Annotated in this window: 21 protein-coding genes; 11 read left to right on the top strand and 10 right to left on the bottom strand. The window is 65.4% G+C overall.

The annotated features are described in order from the left end of the window. Both V3H18_RS14685 and V3H18_RS14680 read right to left on the bottom strand, forming a co-directional pair. A partial coding sequence (locus tag V3H18_RS14685; RefSeq protein WP_332082819.1) for an ABC transporter permease occupies nucleotides 1–1354 on the bottom strand: 1354 nt, incomplete at its 3' end. Then, on the bottom strand, nucleotides 1351–2040 hold the full coding sequence (locus tag V3H18_RS14680) for an ABC transporter ATP-binding protein (RefSeq protein WP_332082818.1): 690 nt from the start codon (nucleotides 2038–2040) through the stop codon (nucleotides 1351–1353). The genes V3H18_RS14685 and V3H18_RS14680, both read right to left, overlap by 4 nt. Before the next feature lie 30 nt (nucleotides 2041–2070). Here V3H18_RS14680 and V3H18_RS14675 point away from each other — a divergent pair, with 30 nt between their 5' ends. The 3 genes from V3H18_RS14675 (at nucleotide 2071) to V3H18_RS14665 (ending at nucleotide 3789) form a co-directional block, all read left to right on the top strand. After that, entirely contained in the window at nucleotides 2071–2754 is a 684-nt protein-coding gene (locus V3H18_RS14675; protein ID WP_332082817.1) for an arylesterase, read from the top strand. Nucleotides 2755–2784: 30 nt separating this feature from the next. Continuing rightward, nucleotides 2785–3354: an RNA 2',3'-cyclic phosphodiesterase gene (gene thpR / locus V3H18_RS14670; protein ID WP_332082816.1), complete on the top strand. Its 570-nt coding sequence runs from the start codon at nucleotides 2785–2787 to the stop codon at nucleotides 3352–3354. Nucleotides 3355–3513: 159 nt separating this feature from the next. After that, nucleotides 3514–3789, top strand: coding sequence for a hypothetical protein (locus V3H18_RS14665; protein ID WP_332082815.1), 276 nt, complete (start codon nucleotides 3514–3516; stop codon nucleotides 3787–3789). A gap of 21 nt (nucleotides 3790–3810) precedes the next feature. On the opposite strand, the gene V3H18_RS14660 is transcribed toward V3H18_RS14665, so the two are convergent. The 5 genes from V3H18_RS14660 to V3H18_RS14640 form a co-directional block, all read right to left on the bottom strand. Further along, the gene (locus V3H18_RS14660; protein ID WP_332082814.1) at nucleotides 3811–4611 is read right to left on the bottom strand and encodes a lysophospholipid acyltransferase family protein; all 801 of its coding nucleotides are present in this window, start codon (nucleotides 4609–4611) and stop codon (nucleotides 3811–3813) included. 65 nt (nucleotides 4612–4676) lie between these two features. Continuing rightward, a complete protein-coding gene (locus V3H18_RS14655) occupies nucleotides 4677–5390 on the bottom strand; it encodes a YdcF family protein (protein WP_332082813.1) in 714 nt (237 codons plus the stop codon). 259 nt (nucleotides 5391–5649) lie between these two features. After that, nucleotides 5650–6615 (bottom strand): cell division protein FtsX, encoded by a 966-nt coding sequence (locus V3H18_RS14650; RefSeq protein ID WP_332082812.1) that lies wholly within the window; start codon nucleotides 6613–6615, stop codon nucleotides 5650–5652. Nucleotides 6616–6622: 7 nt separating this feature from the next. Further along, a complete protein-coding gene (ftsE, locus tag V3H18_RS14645) occupies nucleotides 6623–7285 on the bottom strand; it encodes a cell division ATP-binding protein FtsE (protein WP_332082811.1) in 663 nt (220 codons plus the stop codon). Nucleotides 7286–7771: 486 nt separating this feature from the next. Beyond that, nucleotides 7772–8101, bottom strand: a complete 330-nt coding sequence (locus V3H18_RS14640) for a hypothetical protein (RefSeq protein WP_332082810.1) — start codon at nucleotides 8099–8101, stop codon at nucleotides 7772–7774. 209 nt (nucleotides 8102–8310) lie between these two features. On the opposite strand from V3H18_RS14640, the gene pyrC reads away from it, so the two are divergent. Next, complete coding sequence (pyrC, locus tag V3H18_RS14635; protein WP_332082809.1) at nucleotides 8311–9597, top strand: dihydroorotase; 1287 nt, start codon at nucleotides 8311–8313, stop codon at nucleotides 9595–9597. A 28-nt stretch (nucleotides 9598–9625) separates the two neighbouring features. On the opposite strand, the gene V3H18_RS14630 is transcribed toward pyrC, so the two are convergent. Next, complete coding sequence (locus V3H18_RS14630; protein WP_332082808.1) at nucleotides 9626–10753, bottom strand: DUF3611 family protein; 1128 nt, start codon at nucleotides 10751–10753, stop codon at nucleotides 9626–9628. Nucleotides 10754–10964: 211 nt separating this feature from the next. Here V3H18_RS14630 and tuf point away from each other — a divergent pair, with 211 nt between their 5' ends. After that, nucleotides 10965–12155: an elongation factor Tu gene (tuf, locus tag V3H18_RS14625; RefSeq protein ID WP_332082807.1), complete on the top strand. Its 1191-nt coding sequence runs from the start codon at nucleotides 10965–10967 to the stop codon at nucleotides 12153–12155. 177 nt (nucleotides 12156–12332) lie between these two features. On the opposite strand, the gene V3H18_RS14620 is transcribed toward tuf, so the two are convergent. After that, the gene (locus V3H18_RS14620; RefSeq protein ID WP_332082806.1) at nucleotides 12333–12644 is read right to left on the bottom strand and encodes a TonB-dependent receptor plug domain-containing protein; all 312 of its coding nucleotides are present in this window, start codon (nucleotides 12642–12644) and stop codon (nucleotides 12333–12335) included. A 79-nt stretch (nucleotides 12645–12723) separates the two neighbouring features. Next, on the bottom strand, nucleotides 12724–12939 hold the full coding sequence (locus V3H18_RS14615; RefSeq protein WP_332082805.1) for a hypothetical protein: 216 nt from the start codon (nucleotides 12937–12939) through the stop codon (nucleotides 12724–12726). Between the two features lie 213 nt (nucleotides 12940–13152). Here V3H18_RS14615 and V3H18_RS14610 point away from each other — a divergent pair, with 213 nt between their 5' ends. The 6 genes from V3H18_RS14610 to V3H18_RS14585 all read left to right on the top strand — a co-directional run. Further along, on the top strand, nucleotides 13153–13929 hold the full coding sequence (locus V3H18_RS14610; RefSeq protein ID WP_332082804.1) for a DUF1499 domain-containing protein: 777 nt from the start codon (nucleotides 13153–13155) through the stop codon (nucleotides 13927–13929). 97 nt (nucleotides 13930–14026) lie between these two features. Then, the gene (gene pdhA, locus V3H18_RS14605; RefSeq protein WP_332082803.1) at nucleotides 14027–15031 is read left to right on the top strand and encodes a pyruvate dehydrogenase (acetyl-transferring) E1 component subunit alpha; all 1005 of its coding nucleotides are present in this window, start codon (nucleotides 14027–14029) and stop codon (nucleotides 15029–15031) included. Between the two features lie 13 nt (nucleotides 15032–15044). After that, entirely contained in the window at nucleotides 15045–16448 is a 1404-nt protein-coding gene (locus V3H18_RS14600) for a pyruvate dehydrogenase complex E1 component subunit beta (protein ID WP_332082802.1), read from the top strand. Between the two features lie 5 nt (nucleotides 16449–16453). Then, on the top strand, nucleotides 16454–17386 hold the full coding sequence (locus tag V3H18_RS14595) for a 2-oxo acid dehydrogenase subunit E2 (RefSeq protein WP_332082801.1): 933 nt from the start codon (nucleotides 16454–16456) through the stop codon (nucleotides 17384–17386). 12 nt (nucleotides 17387–17398) lie between these two features. Further along, nucleotides 17399–17650, top strand: coding sequence for a GDCCVxC domain-containing (seleno)protein (locus tag V3H18_RS14590; protein ID WP_456299377.1), 252 nt, complete (start codon nucleotides 17399–17401; stop codon nucleotides 17648–17650). Between the two features lie 51 nt (nucleotides 17651–17701). Then, the coding region (locus tag V3H18_RS14585) for an iron-sulfur cluster assembly protein (protein WP_332082799.1) at nucleotides 17702–17936 on the top strand (235 nt) is incomplete at its 3' end.

Here is a 17936-nt window from a genome sequence, read left to right as displayed (position 1 = left end):
TCAGCAGCGCGAAGGCGCCGGCGGCGGCGCCGACATAAGCGGCGCCGAGCTTGACGTCGAAGGAGGAGGCCATGACGAGCCCCGCGAGCGCGATGGCCGCGATCGCGGCGCCGATCCGATAGCGCGCGAGGCGCGCGCCGCGCGTATCGTCGCGCAGCAGCGCCGCGACCGGCGTTTCATGCGCGCGGCCGAGCGGAACGAGCGCGAAGATCAGCACGACGAGCAGGCCGTAAGCCGCGCCAAAGAAGGCGCCGCGGGCGTCGAGCGCGGCGGAGACGGGAAGATCGGCGAGTTCACGCAGCGCCTGCGCCCCCGCCCAGGGAATCGTCGCCCCGACGGCGAGCCCGATCAATATGGCGAAAGAGGCCGCCGCCAGCACCTGCGCCAGCGCGATGGCGAAGACGCGCGAACCTTCGGCGCCGAGCGCCTTGAGGATCGCAAATTGCGCGCGCTTGCGTTCGACGAAGCCCTGCACGGCGTTGGCGACGCCGGCTCCCCCGGCGACGAGGGCAGTGAGCGCGACAAGCGTCAGCAATTGCGCGAAGCGGTCGAGATTGCGCGAGAATTGGGGAGAAACGGCGTCGCGCGTGCGCTTCTCCCATCCGGCCTGCGGGAAGGCGCGTTCCGCGTCGGCGCTGAAAGCCTTCACCGCTTCCTCGTCCGGCGCACCGTTCAGCGTCACCCGGATCACATGGCGCACGATCGAGCCCGGCGTCACGAGCTCCGCGCCGTAAAGCGCGGCGCGGCTCATCATCACGCGCGGGCCGAATCCGACGCCCCCCGCAAGCTTGTCGGGCTCGCTACGCAGCGCCGCGCGCAGCTGAAAACGCGAAGCGCCGATGTCGACCGTCTGCCCGAGCTTCATGTCGAGCCGCGCGAGCAGGAGGGGATCGACGACGACGCCCGGCAGCCCGTCGCGCTCGCCGAGCGCTTCGGCGAGCGGCATGTCGGGTTCGAGCGCCGCGGCGCCGAAGGCGGGATAGGTCGCCGGGTCGACGGCCTTGATCTCGACGAGCGCCGCTTCGCCGTCGCCGCGCCGCGCCATGGCGCGCAGCAGCGAAATCTCGGAAAGCCGGCCCCGCGCCTCGAAGAACGCCCGCTGCTCGGGCGAAAATTCGCGCGAGACCTGGCTGAAGGAGGCGTCGCCGCCGAGAATCGTGCGGCCCTCGCGGGCAAGGCCCTGTGCGAGCGAGCGGGAGAGGCCGGAGACCCCCGAAATCGCCGCGACGCCAATGACGATGCAGGCGATGAAGACCCCAAAGCCGCGCGGATCGCCGAGGAGATCGCGCAGCGCGAAGCGCAACCCGAAGGGCAGGGCGCGAAAATGCGTCGCGCCGCTCGTCGCGCGATTCATGGCGCGCCGGCCTCTTCCGCTTCGATCCTGCCGGAGCGCAGCCTGATCCGCCGGTCGCAGCGGGCAGCCAGCGCCGGATCATGGGTGACGAGCACGAGCGTCGCGCCGCGCCGCGCCTGCAGGGAGAAGATGAGGTCGATCATCCCCGCGCCGGTCTCGGAATCGAGATTGCCGGTCGGCTCGTCCGCGGCCAGGATCAGCGGGTCCGGCGCGAGCGCCCGGGCGAGCGCCACCCGCTGCTGCTCGCCGCCCGAGAGCTGGGCGGGATAATGCGAGAGGCGCTCCCCCAGCCCAACCGCCGCAAGCTCCGCCCCGGCGCGCTCAAAGGCGTCTGTTTTTCCGGCAAGTTCAAGGGGAACGGCGACATTCTCCAGCGCCGTCATGGTGGGGATAAGCTGGAAAGACTGAAAAACGATCCCTATTTTATCCCCACGGAAACGCGCCAGCGTATCCTCAGAGAGGGCGCCAAGATCGCGCCCGTCGATGCTGACGCGACCCGCGTCGGGACGCTCCAGTCCCGCGAGGGTCATGAGCAAGGTAGATTTTCCCGAACCGGAAGGACCCAGAAGGCTGACCGTCTCGCCCTCCGCTACGCTCAAGTTGATGTTCTTGAGCACATGGACGCGGGCGGCGCCTTCGCCAAGCGTGAGATCGACGCCCTCGACTTCGATAACTTTTCGCCGCACGGAGATAGAACCTTGATTGACGCGCCGCACATGACGCCCGCCAGCCTGTCGCCTTATTACGCGTTCCGCCGCCGCTTCCAAGCCGTGGTTCTGGCCATGGCGACGCTCTTTTCCGCCTCCGCCCGGGCCGAGCCCGCCCGTATTCTCGCTTTTGGCGACAGCCTTACCGCCGGCGCCGGAATCGCGGCCGAGGATTCTCTCCCGGCGCAGCTCAAGCAGCGCCTCGCCGCGGATGGCTATGACGTCGAGGTGATACAGGCCGGCGTTTCCGGCGACACGACGACGACCGGGCTCGCGCGGCTTGATTACACGCTATCGGCGGGCCCGGTCGATATCGCTCTTGTCGAACTCGGGGCGAACGATATGCTGAACGGCCATGATCCCAAGGTCACGCGCGCCAATCTCGACCAGATTCTGGGGACGCTGAAGCAAAAAGGCGTGCGGCCGGTGCTGACCGCCATGGTGTCTTCGACCAATCGCGGGCAAGCTTACAAAAAGGACTTCGATTCGATCTATACCGATCTCGCAGCCAAATATCAGGTTCCGCTCGTGCCGTTCATTCTGGAGGGAGTCTGGGGATCGCCGGCGCTGCTCATTTCGGATGGCGTCCACCCCAATGCGGCCGGCGTCGCGAAGATCGTGAAGAAGATCGCGCCCTATGTCGAGAAAACCCTCGCATCCATGGGCGCCAGAAAGACGTCGCGCGCGCAATGAGGCGGCGCGGTCCCGCTCGGGGAGAAAGTCATGCCGAGACTGTTCACCGCCCTGGAGGTTCCCCGACCGGTCGCCGAGAGCCTCGCGCGGCTGCGCGGCGGCGTTCCCGGCGCCCGCTGGATCGACGTCGAGAACTATCACATCACCCTGCGCTTCATCGGCGATGTGGATGACGGCTTCGCCCGCGACGTGGCGAATGCGCTCTCCTTCATCCGCCGGCCGGAACTGACGGTGGCGGTCGATCAGTTGGCCTCCTTTGGCGGCGACAAGCCGCGCGCGATCGTGGCGCGCGCCCGCACGGAGCCTGCGCTGATGGAGATGCAGGCCGAGCAGGAGCGGCTGTTGCGCCGGCTCGGCGCGCCGCCTGAGGCGCGCAAATTCATTCCGCATGTGACGCTGGCGCGGCTGCGCGGCGCGAGCCCTGGCGCCGTCGCCGCCTATCTTGGAACGCGCGGCTATTTCCCGCCGCTCCGCTTCACGGCCGAGCGCTTCGTGCTCTATTCTTCGCGCGATTCTGTCGGCGGCGGGCCCTATATCGTCGAGGCGGAATATCCGCTGCTCGCCTCGCCGCAAGCGTTGACGGCGACGGCGGGGAGATAGAGTATTTGGCGCGCGCCTACGGGATAACTTCACCGCGCCCTATCTTCACCACGGCGGAACGCTGTCGACAGAGAATGTCCTTCATAAAAAGGCGGTTTGATTTTGGTGGAAGAACCCGAAAGTTTCATTCTGCAACTGCTTCGCGATATGCGAGCGGAAATGGCGACGAAAAGCGATATTGTGGATTTAAAAAACGATATCGCGGACATAAAGTCCGAGGCGCGTTCCCTGCGGGCGGATGTAGCGTCGGATTTAATGACGGTGGACGCCAAGATCGATGCGACGCGAAAAGACCTTAGCGAACAGATTGTGGGATTGCGCGGCGCCGTCATCGAATATCATACGTCGGTTATCGGCCATGGCGTTCTGATCAGCGAACTCGAAGCGCGTCTTCGGCGGGTCGAGCATCTCAACTTGCAGACGGAAACGCATTAATCGCTGACAAGAGTTTGCCCATCAGCTCTCCGGCGCTTCCTCCCCATTGGGCCCCTTCGCCGCCTGTGCGCGGCCTTTCTCGACGATCGCCGCCAGCGAAGGATCCTTCGCGACCGCTTCCTCGATCAGCCGGTTCGACGTTTCCTCGATCTCGGTCGAAAGCTTTTCGAAAAATTCCTGCGGCTCTATGCCCGGCGTGATGAGCGGCAGAAATTCGATCACGACCGTTCCCGGCCGGATGATGAAGGCGCGGCGCGGCCAGAAGAGGCCGGAATTCACCGCCACCGGCAACACGGGCGTTTCCGTCGCGGCGTAAAGATGGGCGATGCCGAATTTATACCGCGGCGGCGCGCCCGCCGGTCGGCGCGTGCCCTCGGGGAAGATGAAGAGCTGTCGCCCCTGCGCGAAAATTTTCTTCGCCTTGGCCACGAGCTGCGGCATGAGCTTGCCGCCCTTGGCGCGGTCGATGGCGATCTGTTCGGCGGCGAGCAGATACCAGCCGAAGAAAGGCAGCCAGATCAATTCATGCTTGAGGATATAGCTGAAGTCCGGAAAGCGGATCGGCAGGACGAAAGTCTCCCAGATCGACTGATGCTTGCAGGCGACGATCACCGCGCCCTTCGGGATGTTCTCCAGCCCGCGCCACTCGATCTTCAGACCGCAGATTTTATCGAGGAGCCAGAGCGTGGTGCGGCCCCAGGTGCGGCCTAATTCCTGATTGATCTGCCGGCGCATCGGCATCGCCGGCAGCCAGACGATCATCAGGGCGAACATGTTCAGGAAGAACAGAATCTGGAAGACAAGCGAGCGCAGGAAGAGCATGGCGGGGATCGGGTGAGAGAGGCACAGCGCCTTTTACGCCGCCATCGCCCACAGAAACAAGACGATCACCCAGAAGCCGCGCTGCGCCGCAAGGGCGGCCAGGCGGGCTCGGGCTGCGCGTCGTCGGACAGAAAATGGGTGCGCAGCACCGAGCCGATATATTTGATATATTCGCTGCCGATGAGCCGGGCGACGCGCAGGTCGCTCGCCCAGTCGGCGACGTTGACATGTTCGCTCACCACCGGAAACGGATGGAGTTCGACATCCGGCATGGCGGCGGAGATTTCCACCAGGGCGCGCGGCATGTGATAGTTCGAGGTTACGACGATGAGCGAGCGGGTGATGTTGCGCGCGCGCGCCCAGTCGCGGGCCTCGCGGGCGTTGCCGGCGGTGTCGAGCGCGGTATAGCCGAGGTCGACGCAGCAGTCGAAAAGCTCGCGCGAGACCGGCAGGATTTTCGCGAGCGTGGCTCCCCGCGTTGCGCGATTGACGCCGGTGATGAGCAGGCGGTCGGCTTTGCCGCGCGCGAGCAGAAGCGCCGCGTCGAGCACGCGGTCGGAGCCGCCGGTCAGCGCCACCATGCCTTCCGACCGTCCCGCGATGGCCGGCTCCTCGCGCGGCAAGGACAGGGCGAAGGCGGCGTAGCCCAGGAGCAGCAGGGCGGCGACGCAAGCGCCGGCCGCGAAGGCCGCGAGCAAGGCGTTGCGCGCCGCGCGAAGCGTCGTCGCAAGCTTCTCCATCGGCTTCGCAGCCTCTTCCGGGCGAACGCGCCTCGTCACTCCCTCGTTTCCCCCCTCGATATTTTCCTTCCGGAGCGGGATCGTTTGAAATGGGATCGGCTGACGATTCCATCAAGAACGATCTCGCTCCCGCCGCGCGTCGAGGCGCGACTCAAAGGCGACTATAGGGGCTTTTTTTTCCGAGCGTCATCAGCAAGAAGCGCTGAGGGCGTAGGCTGATCGGCTCCGCGAGACGCCGGGGCGAGGCGCCGCGTCGCGATCGCTGCGGCTAAGGGCGATGATGAGCGCCTCGGAGGATCTAGCCCAGGCGCTTCAAATGGCGCAGCACAATGGCTTGCGACAGAAAGCCGGTGAGGAGAGCGACGCCGCCGGCGAGCAGCAGGATGATGGCGAAGCCGCCCGCGCCGATGCTGAAGTCGCCGAACATCGCCTCCATCTGGTCGCCGCCCCCCGTGGCGCGCCAGCGCCGCGCGGCGAATTGCGCTAGCAGGAAAAAGCCGATCGCGGCGCCGCCGCCGATCAGCGCGCCGCGCAGGCCGAGCGCCATGAAGCGGCGCTGGAATTCGCGCGCGATGAAGGCGTCCGCCGCGCCGACGATATGGAGCACTTCCACGATTTCCCGGTTCGTCGCCACCGCCGCGCGCGTCGCGGAGGCGACCGCGACGCCCATCGCTGCGAGGATCAGAACGAAAACCGCCCCCGCGACGATGACGGCGGCGCGCGCCATGTCGCCGAGACGCGCGATGAAGACGTGATGGTCGTCGAGCGTCGCGCTGGGGACGTAGCGCTCGAGCTCCATCCGCAGCCGGCCGAAATCGGCCGGGGTTTCGGCGTCGAGCTTGAGCACGATCATGCGCGGCGTCGGCAATTCCGTCAGGTCGAGGCCCTGTCCGAGCCAGGGCGCGAGCAGCGCTTCCGATTCCGCCTTGGTGTAGATTTGCGTCTCCCGCACGCCCGGCGTCTGGCGCATCAGCGCCGCCGCCTTGTCGAGATCGGCTTCGATGTTTCGGCCGGTGACGGGTCGGACCTGCACGGTCGCCTCGCGCGCGACCTCGCCGCGCCATTCGACGCTGGCGTCGGCGACGAGCAGCGCGGCGTTGGCGGCGAGCGCGGCGAGAAAGGTCATGATGGCGATGACGATGACGAGCGACCGCCCCGCGACCGAATCTGCGGGCACGAGCGGCCCCTGGGCGGGAAGCTCCTCGTCCGCCTCCGACGACGCCACGCGCCAGCGCGTCCCGGACCAAAGTCGGATCAGCGTCATCGCCCGGTCACTCGAAAATATGAAGCCGTCCGTCGGCGAGGACGAGCCGCCTCGCTTCGTCATATTGGTCCATCAGGCTCAAATCATGCGTCGCGATGATCACGGCGGTCCCCGATTTATGCAGCTCCACGAAAAGGCGCAAAATGCGGCGCGCGAGCGTCGGATCGACATTGCCGGTCGGTTCGTCCGCGAGCAGAAGTTTGGGCTGCGAGATTAGCGCCCGGGCGATGGCCGCCCGCTGTTTCTCCCCGCCCGAAAGCACACTGGGGAGGGCGTGGGTGCGCTCCCCGAGCCCGACCCAGCGCAGGAGTTCGACGACCTCGGCGCGATAGCTCGATTCGTCGCGGCCGAGCACGCGCAGCGGCAGGGCGGCGTTCTCATAGAGCGTCAGATGGTCGAGCAGGCGGAAATCCTGAAAGACGACGCCGATGCCGCGGCGCGTCTCGGTGACTTCGTCCTTGGTGAGCGTCGCCGTGTCGCGGCCGAAAATATTGATGAGCCCGCGGGTCGGCCGCAGCGCCATGATGATGAGCCGCATCAGCGTGGTCTTGCCCGCGCCCGACGGCCCGGTAAGGAATTGGAACGAGCGGGGGGCGATCTTGAAATTCACGTCGCGGAGCGTCTCCGCTCCGACGCCATAGCGCAGTCCGACATTCTCGAAGCTCAACACGAAAGACCGCTCCCGATGCTGAGGCCCTTGGCGCGCCTTGAATAAAAAGGGGCGCGAGAGGCGACGTCGCGCCCTGCGACAATAGCAGTTACCCCTTCTTAACCATAATCGCCGTTAATGAATCCTTGTCCCCTGCGATTTTTCGCGAGGGCTGAGGCAAGCGAGCTTCCCGATGTCCATCAGTTTCGACGAAAATTCCAGTTTGCGCGCCTTGACGCCGCGAACAATCGGGGCCGAATCGACCTATGGACGGCCGGACCGGTGGCCGACGATCGCCGCCGTCGCCGCCATTTTTATCGGCGCGAGCGCGCTGATTGCGCTGCGCGACGGCATCCTGCGCGCGGCTCCCGCCGAAATCGGGGCGGGGTTGCGGCGGCTTTCGCGAAATTCGATAGGCCGGAGGCGAGCGCAGATAGATAGGCCGGGCGCGCCCGTGTCGCGGCCCGGCCTGTCCTCTCGGGGGTCGTTCTTGCGGCTTGGCGAAACTTAGAGGGCGTTGAAAGTCTTCTTCTTGCCGTCGTGGGTCTTGATCGTGACGATTCTCACATAGTCGCAGTCGCCGAGGACGGGCAGGTCGTTATCGCCGCCCTTTACCGGAACGCTGAACTTGTCGCCCTTATTGAAGGCGTGGTGAAAGATTTTCGGATCCGCCGGCACGGCGCATTCGTCGCCATTGACCGAGATGGCGTCGACGATCACCTTGTCCTTCTTGACCGTGCATTTCACGACGCCGTCCTTCTTGCTGCAATCGACCGCGTCGTCGGACGCATAGGCGAAGGAGGGCAGGAGCAGGGACAGGAGCAGCAGCTTCTTCATAAGAACTCTCCATAAAGGGGGTTTAGCGTCCCGAGGACGCGGCGCGGCGCTGGGCGGCTACCGAAAGCACAGTCGGAAAAAAGATTTGTGACAGGGAGCGGGCCTGATGGACCGGCGAAATCCCCTCCCGCGGCTGGCGCGAGAGGCCTGCTGAGCGGGCGTCGCCGCGGCTCATTTCCAACCCTCGCAAAATGGCCTAAGCAGGCGCCATGCCGCCCTCGCCTCCGCCGCTCCTGTTCCTCAACGCCCGTCTCGTCGATCCCGGCTCGGGGAGCGAGACTCGCGGCGGGCTGCTCGTCGCAGACGGGGTGATCGCCGACCTCGGCCAGGTCTCCAGCGCGCCCGACGAGTCGCGCGTCATCGACTGCGGCGGCGACGTGCTCGCCCCCGGCCTCATCGACATGCAGGCCTTTCTCGGCGAGCCGGGCGCCGAGCATCGCGAGACGATCGCCAGCGCCACTCTCGCCGCCGCGGCCGGGGGCGTCACGACGCTCGTCGCGACCTCCGCCACTTTTCCCGCTGTCGACGATCCCGCGGTCGTGGATTTCGTGCTTCGGCGGGCGCGCGACACCGGCCGGGTGCGCGTGTTGCCCATGGCGGCGCTCACCAAGGGTCGCGAGGGGAAGGAAATCGCGGAGCTGGGGCTGCTGCAGCAGGCCGGCGCGGTCGCATTTTCCGATGGCGCGCGCTCGGTGAGGAATGCGCTCGTCATGCGCCGCGCGCTCACCTATGCCCGCGATTTCGGCGCGCTCGTCGTCCATTTCGCGCAAGATCCGGACCTCGGCGCTGGCGTGATGAACGAGGGAGACTTCGCGCATCGCCTGGGCCTGTCGGGCGCGCCGCGCGAAGCCGAGGCGATCATGCTCGACCGCGACCTGCGGCTCGTCGCCCTCACCGGCGCGCGCTATCACGCGGCGATCGTCACCACGACGCTCTCGCTCGACGCGCTGCGGGCGGCGAAGGACGCGGGCCTGCCCGTCACCTGCGGCGTCTCGATCAACCATCTGACGCTGAATGAAAACGACATCGGCGACTATCGCACCTTTTTGAAGCTCCGCCCGCCGCTGCGCCAGGAGGACGAACGCAAGGCGCTGGTCGAGGCGCTCAGCGAGGGCCTCATCGACGTGATCGTCTCGGATCATGACCCGCAGGACGTGGAGACGAAGCGCCTCCCCTTCGCGGAGGCCGAATATGGCGCGATCGGCGTCGAGACCATGCTCGCGGCCGGACTGCGCCTCGTGCACTCGGGCGACGTGACGCTGCCGCGTCTGCTCGCCGCGATGTCGTCGCGGCCGGCGGAAATTCTCGGACTGCCGCAGGGGCGGCTCGAAAAGGGGGCCCCCGCCGACCTGATCCGCTTCGACCCCGACGCGCCTTTCGTCGTCGATCCGGCGAAGCTCCACTCGCGTTGCAAGAACACGCCTTTCGACGGCGCGCTGCTGCAGGGCGTCGTCAGCGCGACCGTAGTCGCGGGCGAGATCGTTCACGAAGCGTAAGGGCGAGCCGGGCCGGACAGACGGCGCCTCAATCGCCCCCGTCCGTCATCAGCAAATATTGATGACGCGCTTTCCAGGCGCTGATGCTGAGCCAGGCCGCGACCCCAAAGCCAATAAAATGAGCGAATAAGAGATTAATGTTCACCAAGAGGATGAAGACATCGAGCGCGCGGATGATCTTTTGCGGATCGGTGATGGCGATCCCCGGCGGCTGCGAGACGGTCTTTCCGATGAGCAAAGCGACGCTCAGTCCGACGCCGACGAAAGAGATGAGCGCCCCAGCGATGCTGATAAAGCCTCCGAGGCCGACGAACCAGAAGGCCATGCGCCTTTCATGGCCGAGATAGGCCGTCGGGCGGCTTCTGATCCATCTCGCCGTCTTCATATATTTGAAGGCGAAGAGCGTCGTGAGAATGAGAAGGGCCACGCCGCCCGTCGCCCAATAGATCGCGTCGCTGAGCCTCGAGCGGTCAGGGCTGATGGTATGCCCGACATAGGCGAAGACCAGCAGCAGCGCCGACACGATCCAGAGCAGGAGCTGAAGCCAGAAGGCGAAGCCGCCGAAGAAGCGAAAGCCTTGGGCGAGCCCGTCCGCGATGAGCGCGGCGAGCGTCGGCGCCGCCGCCAGCTCCAGCGCGCCGCCCGGCGCGACGGGCGCCGCGGGGCGAAGATGATCGTAGGCGGCATAGAGAAGATAGATGAGGATCGCGCCCGCCAGGAGATAGGCGGCGTATCGATGCGCCGCGAACAGAGGCTCCTCGAGAATCGGGTCGCCGATGACCCAGAGCGGCAGGGGATATCGCCAGAAGAAGATCTGCTCGCCGCGCGCGGCGAGCGCCAGAATCCCAGCGACGCACGCGCCTATAAAGGCGAGAATGAGCAAAAGCCTGAGCCAGAAGCCAATGGCTTGCCGGGCCGTGGATTCCTCGTCGCCAAGAAGGAAATGACCCGCGAAGCCGAGAAGAAGATAGGCAAGGAGGACAAGCGCCGCCGTCAGCCCGATCGAGACATAAAGATCGATCATATCGTCGGGCGCGAACTCGACGATCGTCACATGGTCGATGGCCCATCCAAGCGCGAGGGCGCCGACGCATAGGCCGATGAAGAGCCAAAAAATCGAGATCAATAGGATATTGCGTCGAGAAACTTTACTCATTTAGCAATCCTCCCGGTCGAAAAAGCCGCGCGCGCCCGATCATTGGCCGCCGACGATTCTGGGTCCGCCTTGAACAATAGATAGGCCACGCTGGCGCTGGCGTTTGCGAAGCGGCGAGGTCAATCGCCGCAGCAGGACTTGAAGAAAAGCCAAGAGGGCCTTAAACCCCCGCCGCACGCGGGGAAGGCCCCGCCAAAGCCGGAACAGGATCATGGCCAAGGAAAAGTTTTCACGCACGAAGCCGCACTGCAACATTGGGACGATTGGACACGTCGACCATGGCAAGACGTCTTTGACGGCGGCGATTACGAAAGTGCTGGCGGAGACGGGCGGGGCGACTTTTACGGCCTATGACCAGATCGACAAGGCGCCGGAGGAGAAGGCGCGCGGCATCACCATTTCGACGGCGCATGTCGAATATGAGACGAGGAACCGCCATTACGCCCATGTCGACTGCCCCGGCCACGCCGACTATGTGAAGAACATGATCACCGGCGCGGCGCAGATGGACGGCGCGATCCTCGTCGTTTCCGCCGCCGACGGCCCGATGCCGCAGACGCGCGAGCATATTCTGCTCGCCCGCCAGGTCGGCGTGCCGGCGCTGGTGGTGTTTTTGAACAAGGTCGACATGGTCGACGATCCGGAGCTTTTGGAGCTTGTCGAGCTCGAAGTGCGCGAACTGCTCAGCAAGTATGAATTCCCCGGCGACGACATTCCGATCACCAAGGGTTCGGCGCTGTGCGCGCTCGAGGGCAAGAACCCCGAGATCGGCCATGACGCGATCCTGAAGCTGATGGAGACGGTCGACGCCTACATCCCGCAGCCGGAGCGCCCGAAGGATCAGCCGTTCCTGATGCCGGTCGAGGACGTGTTCTCGATTTCGGGCCGCGGCACGGTGGTGACGGGGCGCATCGAGCGCGGCGTGATCAAGGTGGGCGAGGAAGTCGAGATCGTCGGCATTCGTCCGACGACGAAGTCGACGGTGACGGGCGTCGAAATGTTCCGCAAGCTGCTCGACCAGGGCGAGGCGGGCGATAACGTCGGCTGTCTGCTGCGCGGCACGAAGCGCGAGGACGTGGAGCGCGGCCAGGTTCTGTGCAAGCCGGGTTCGGTGAAGCCGCATACGAAGTTCAAGGCCGAGGCGTATATCCTGACGAAGGAGGAGGGCGGCCGCCATACGCCGTTCTTCACCAATTATCGCCCGCAGTTTTATTTCCGCACGACGGATGTGACCGGGATCGTCACGCTTCCGGACGGCGTCGAGATGGTGATGCCGGGCGACAATGTGACGATGGAAGTCGCGTTGATCGTGCCGATCGCCATGGAGGAGAAGCTGCGCTTCGCCATCCGCGAAGGCGGACGCACGGTTGGAGCCGGAGTTGTCGCATCGATCATCGAATGATCGATGCGATGACGGAATGCGATCAACCGCATTCCTATGCGGCGCCGGCGTCGTCGCCAGCATTATCGAATAAAGGAGATCAACCCCCTCCCTGGCGCGAACGCCGATCATTAGGGTTCCCTCTCCTGGGAGCGAAGCGAAGCGGGGGAGGGACAGGGAGGGGGGCTTATAGGCGCCTCAGCAGCCGCCTCCGGTTACGCCCGGCGCCAAGCGCAGCGCGTCGCAAAGACTGCGCGACTGAAAGTCGTCCATCATCTTGCGGGTGATGACGGTGGTGGAGCCTGGAACGTCCATCACCGGGGTTTTGCTCCCCAACGGCCCCGTCACATAGTCGGAAAAATACCCGTCGTCCGTATCGACCGGCGCCGCAGGGGCAACGCGCTGGATACGGGGATGCGTTCCCCGCACGCGCGTTTCGGCCGCCGTCGTGGCGACGAAGCTGAAGGAGACGAGTCCGACAAAAAGCGATCGAACGAGAGCCCTGTGCATGGCCTTGCCCTCCTGAAGGCCACTAATATAGGCGACCCCGCGCGATAGTCGATGGCGTCGTCCAGCGCGCCAGAAACGCTCAGGCCGCGAGGTCTTCGCTCAAAAGCGCGGGGAGCGTCCGGCGATCGTCCAGAGTCTCGACCTTGGCGGCGGCCGCCTGCTCGGCGAAATGTTCGACCTCGAGCGCTGCGGCGACGGCGGAAATGCCGATCTCGCGGTAGAGACGCGCGAGGAGGTCATGCGGGTGGCCGCTCGGCTGGGGCTGGTTGAAGTCGATGGAGAACTTGTCCGACATGGGGGCGCTCGACGACAGGAGGAAAATAAGGCGATTCTTTTCAAAGTTGTGCCGATCGGGTTAACGAGCCGCTAAGGACGGCGGCCGCGCCGGGCCTTTCGCTCAAATTATTTTTTGCGCCGTTCGGAAGCCATTGCATTCGCCGCGAAATTGCGAAGAATGCCGCCAAAGCCCGCGCGCCTTCCGGCGGCCCTCACGGGAGCTTTCGATCCGATGCGACGCCATCTTCCCCCAGAGCCTTGGTCCAAAGTCGCGCTCTGGAGCCGCAGTCTGGCGATCTTCGCCGCGACTGTGGCGATTTTGTCGATCCTTCTGGGGCGTCTTCATGTCATCGATCCGCCCTCGGCGCTGGCGTCGCTCGGCGCGGCCATGGCGCTGGCGCTGATTGCGCTACTGCTCTTTTGCGCCGCCTGCCAGGTCATCTGGCGGACGGGCGAGCGCGGCGCGGGGGCCGCCGTGGTGGCGCTTTTCATCGCCGCGCTGACGCTCGGCTATCCGGCCTATCTCGCCTTCGAGGCGGTGCGCCTGCCCGTGCTGGCGGATATTTCGACGGACGTGGCCAACCCGCCTTATTTCTCTTTCTCGAAAGCGGCCTATGACGCGCGCAACGGCTTTCAGCCGCCGCGCGTTCCGCCCCGCATCCGCGAGACGCAGCGCTCCGGCTATCCCGGCGTCGAGCCGATCGTCGTCGATCTCGACGCGGACGAGGCCTACGCGCTCGTTTTGAAGACCGCCAAGGCGCGCGGCTGGAAAACGATCGACAAGCATCCGCCGGGCGGCCGCGCCGGCGAGGGCCATATCGATTTCATCGACACGACCCTCGTCATGGGATTCGACGACGACATCACCGTGCGTTTGAAGCCGTTGCCCGGTCAGACCCGCATCGATCTGCGGTCGGCGTCGCGTTATGGCCGGCATGATTTCGGCGCCAACGCCAAGCGGATCACCGCCTTCGCCGAGGAACTGCAATCGCAGCTCGACAGCCGATAGCCGCCGCCCCGAAACGATAGAGACGCACAGGCGCTCGTTTTTGCGGACGTCATAGGCTAAGCTGCGCGTCGAAGCTTTGCGACGGGAGCGGGAAGACATGGTCGAGGAAGTCGGCGCCGGCGCCACGGGCGCATCCTCCGTTCCACCATTCACGCGCGAGCAGGAGCTCGCCGCCCTTCGCGACATGCTGCTCATCCGGCGTTTCGAGGAAAAGGCCGGCCAGCTTTACGGCATGGGCGTCATCGGCGGCTTCTGCCACCTCTATATCGGCCAGGAGGCGGTCGTCGTCGGCGTGAAAATGGCGGGGCGCGCGGGCGACCAGTTCACCACGAGCTATCGCGATCATGGCCATATGCTGGCGAGCGGCATGGAGGCCAAAAGAGTCATGGCGGAGCTCGCCGGCAAACGCGGCGGCTACTCCAAGGGCAAGGGCGGCTCGATGCATATGTTCTCGCGCGAGGCGAATTTCTTCGGCGGGCATGGCATCGTCGGCGCGCCGGCGCCGATCGGCGCGGGGATCGGCTTCGCCGACGCCTATCGCGGCGACGGCAAGGTGTCGGTGACCTTTTTCGGCGAGGGCGCCGCCAATCAGGGCCAGGTTTACGAGACCTTCAACATGGCGGCGCTGTGGAAGCTGCCGGTCGTCTTCGTCGTCGAGAATAACCGTTATGCGATGGGGACGGAGATTCACCGCGCCTCGGCGCAAATCGACTTCTCGAAGCGCGGCGCCGCCTTTGCTATTCCCGGCAAGCAGATCGACGGCATGGATGTGCGGGCCGTCAAGGCGGCGGCGGAAGAGGCGCTCGAATGGTGCCGCAGCGGCAAAGGCCCCTATCTCATAGAGGCGCAGACCTATCGCTATCGCGGCCACTCCATGTCCGATCCCGCGAAATATCGCTCCAAGGAAGAAGTGCAGAAAATGCGCGAGGAGCATGATCCGATCGAGCAGGTGCGCCTTAGGCTCATCGCCGACGGCGTCAGCGAGGACGAGTTGAAGAAGATCGACGCCAATGCGCGCAAGATCGTCGCGGAGGCGGCCGATTTCGCGACAAGCGACAAAGAGCCTGATCCGAGCGAACTCTGGACGGACGTGCTGGCGTGAGGGACCATAATCGATGACCGTCAACGTCCTTATGCCTGCCCTGTCGCCGACGATGGAGCAGGGCAAGCTCGCCAAATGGCTGAAGAGCGAAGGCGACGCGGTGAAGGCCGGCGACGTCATCGCCGAAATCGAGACCGACAAGGCGACCATGGAGGTCGAGGCGGTCGACGAAGGCGTGCTGGCGCGCATTCTCGTGCCCGGCGGCACCGAGAATGTCGCGGTCAATACGCCGATCGCAGTGATCGCCGAGGAAGGCGAGGAAGTTCCCGAAGCGGCGACGCCCGCGCCGGCTCCCGTGCAGGGCGACGGCGCGGCGGGGCCGCAGAAGGCGGAAGCCGAAACGGTCGCGCCGCCATCTCCCGCGCCAGCCAGCGCCGCAGTGCCGCCAAGCGTCGCGCAAAAAAGCGCGCCGGAGGTTCCCGCCGGAACCGCCATGATTTCCATGACCATGCGCGAAGCCTTGCGCGACGCCATGGCCGAGGAAATGCGCCGCGACCCGGATGTCTTCGTGATGGGCGAGGAGGTCGCCGAATATCAGGGCGCCTATAAGATCACGCAAGGCCTGTTGCAGGAATTCGGCGCGCGGCGCGTCGTCGATACGCCGATCACCGAATATGGCTTTGCGGGGATCGGCGTCGGCGCGGCTTTCGCCGGGCTGCGGCCCATCGTCGAATTCATGACCTTCAATTTCTCGATGCAGGCCATCGACCACATCGTCAATTCGGCGGCGAAGACCCTCTATATGTCGGGCGGACAGATCCATTGCCCGATCGTCTTTCGTGGGCCGAACGGCGCCGCCGCGCGGGTCGCCGCCCAGCACAGCCAGGATTATTCCGCCTGGTATTCTCAGGTTCCCGGGCTGATCGTCATCGCCCCCTCCAATGCGAGCGACGCCAAGGGCCTCTTGAAGGCCGCGATCCGCAACAATAATCCCGTCATCTTTCTCGAAAACGAAATTCTCTACGGCAAATCCTCCGAGGTGCCGGCGCTCGAGGATTTCGTCCTGCCGATCGGCAAGGCGCGCATCGCCCGGCCGGGCAAGGATGTGACGCTCGTCTCCTTCTCCATCGGCATGACCTATGCGCTCGGCGCGGCGGATGAACTCGCCAAGGAGGGGATAGAGGCGGAAGTCGTCGACCTGCGCACCTTGCGTCCGATGGATTCCGAAACGGTGATCGAGTCGGTGAAAAAGACCGGCCGCTGCGTCGCGATCGAGGAAGGCTGGCCGCAGAACGGCGTTTCGGCGGAAATCGCGATGCGCGTGCAGAGCGAGGCTTTCGACTACCTCGACGCGCCGGTGCTGCGCGTGACCGGCAAGGATACGCCGATGCCTTATGCCGCCAATCTCGAAAAGCTCGCGCTGCCCACCGTCGCGGAAGTCGTCGCGGCGGCGAAGGCCGTCTTGTACAGGAGCTGACGAAGATGGCGCTCGTCAACCAGGACAGCGGCGCGCCGCGCATCTTCGCCTCGCCGCTCGCGCGGCGGGTCGCGAAGGAGGCGGGGATCGATCTTTCGGCGCTTGCCGGCTCCGGTCCGCATGGCCGCATCATCGAGCGCGACGTCAAGACCGCCCTCGCCGGCGGCGCGCGCAAAGCCGCGCCGCTCGCCGCGCCGCCTTCGGCGGATGTGACGCGCAAGTTCTTCGAACGCGATTCCTATGAGGAAATTCCGCACGACAATGTGCGCAAGGCGATCGCGCGGCGCCTGACCGAATCGATCCAGACCATTCCGCATTTCTATCTCAACATTGATTGCGAGATCGACGCGCTGCTGCGGCTGCGCGAGGATTATAATTCCGCGGCGTCGCTCGGCCCAGACGGCAAGCCGGTCTGGAAGACCTCGGTCAATGATTACATCGTCAAGGCGCTGGCGATCGCTTTGCAGCGCAAGCCGGAGGCGAATGTCACCTTCACGCCCGACGCCCTATTGCGGCACAAGTCGTCCGACATCGGCGTCGCGGTCTCCATCCCCGGCGGCCTCGTGACGCCGATCATCCGCAATGCGCAGGCGAAGTCGGTGCGGGAAATATCGGACGAGATCAAGGAGCTTGCGGGCCGCGCCCGCGCGCGAAAGCTCAAGCCGCATGAATATGAGGGCGGCGTCAGCGCGGTTTCCAATCTCGGCATGTATGGCGTGCAGAGCTTCACCGCCGTGATCAACCCGCCGCAATCGACGATTCTCGCCGTGGGGCAGGGCGAGCAGCGCGTGATCGTGAAGAATGGCGCGCCGAGCGTCGCCACGATGATGAGCGTGACGCTCTCCTGCGACCACCGCGCCGTCGACGGCGCGCTGGGCGCGGAGCTGCTGGCGGAATTCAAGCAGGTGATCGAACATCCGGCGATGATGTTCGCGTAAGGGGCAGGGCAATTGGGGACTGCGACGAGAGAAGGAGCGGGCTTGCGGCTTCAGTCCAACCTGACCTGCCGGAACTGCGGCCATGTCGAAAAACTGACGATGCCGCAGGACGCTTGCGTGATTTTCCACATATGCGCGTCTTGCGGCGCGCGGCTCCGGCCTAAACCGGGGGACTGCTGCGTCTTTTGCTCTTATGGCGACGTTCCGTGCCCGCCGATCCAGCGGCGCGATTGTTGTGCGCCGCCCATGGACGCGCGGGGCTAATCGCGGCATATCCCTTGCCTAGAATAGCTCTAAAGAGGCAAGGAGCGGCCGATGGCGACGGAATCCGACATTCTGAAGGCCCTTGAAGGGCTTCACGGCCCCGGCGGCGCGCCGCTCGCGGGCGCCGTCAGCGGCGTCAATCTTTCGGGTCCGAAGGCTTTCGTGTCGCTCGTCGGCGATCCGGCCCAGAAAGAGGGCTGGGAGGCGGCCCGCGCCGCCGCCGAGCGCGCGCTGAAGGGCGTGCCGGGCGTGGAGCAGGCGATCGTGACGCTCACGGCGGAGCGGG

It is taken from the genome of Methylocystis borbori (genome assembly GCF_036576025.1).
Lineage (GTDB): Bacteria > Pseudomonadota > Alphaproteobacteria > Rhizobiales > Beijerinckiaceae > Methylocystis > Methylocystis borbori.
This window is presented reverse-complemented; position numbering and strand designations above follow the sequence as displayed.

Bases quoted from the DNA above. Each gene is read 5' to 3' on its own strand.
- V3H18_RS14630 (WP_332082808.1), bottom strand. From the start codon at position 10,753: ATGAGTAAAGTTTCTCGACGCAATATCCTATTGATCTCGATTTTTTGG.
- thpR (WP_332082816.1), top strand. From the start codon at position 2,785: ATGCCGAGACTGTTCACCGCCCTGGAGGTTCCCCGACCGGTCGCCGAG.
- V3H18_RS14620 (WP_332082806.1), bottom strand. From the start codon at position 12,644: ATGCACAGGGCTCTCGTTCGATCGCTTTTTGTCGGACTCGTCTCCTTC.
- V3H18_RS14600 (WP_332082802.1), top strand. From the start codon at position 15,045: ATGACCGTCAACGTCCTTATGCCTGCCCTGTCGCCGACGATGGAGCAG.
- V3H18_RS14675 (WP_332082817.1), top strand. From the start codon at position 2,071: ATGACGCCCGCCAGCCTGTCGCCTTATTACGCGTTCCGCCGCCGCTTC.
- pdhA (WP_332082803.1), top strand. From the start codon at position 14,027: ATGGTCGAGGAAGTCGGCGCCGGCGCCACGGGCGCATCCTCCGTTCCA.
- V3H18_RS14665 (WP_332082815.1), top strand. From the start codon at position 3,514: ATGGCGACGAAAAGCGATATTGTGGATTTAAAAAACGATATCGCGGAC.
- V3H18_RS14615 (WP_332082805.1), bottom strand. From the start codon at position 12,939: ATGTCGGACAAGTTCTCCATCGACTTCAACCAGCCCCAGCCGAGCGGC.
- V3H18_RS14660 (WP_332082814.1), bottom strand. From the start codon at position 4,611: ATGCTCTTCCTGCGCTCGCTTGTCTTCCAGATTCTGTTCTTCCTGAAC.
- V3H18_RS14640 (WP_332082810.1), bottom strand. From the start codon at position 8,101: ATGAAGAAGCTGCTGCTCCTGTCCCTGCTCCTGCCCTCCTTCGCCTAT.
- V3H18_RS14610 (WP_332082804.1), top strand. From the start codon at position 13,153: ATGCGACGCCATCTTCCCCCAGAGCCTTGGTCCAAAGTCGCGCTCTGG.
- V3H18_RS14650 (WP_332082812.1), bottom strand. From the start codon at position 6,615: ATGACGCTGATCCGACTTTGGTCCGGGACGCGCTGGCGCGTGGCGTCG.
- tuf (WP_332082807.1), top strand. From the start codon at position 10,965: ATGGCCAAGGAAAAGTTTTCACGCACGAAGCCGCACTGCAACATTGGG.
- pyrC (WP_332082809.1), top strand. From the start codon at position 8,311: ATGCCGCCCTCGCCTCCGCCGCTCCTGTTCCTCAACGCCCGTCTCGTC.
- V3H18_RS14595 (WP_332082801.1), top strand. From the start codon at position 16,454: ATGGCGCTCGTCAACCAGGACAGCGGCGCGCCGCGCATCTTCGCCTCG.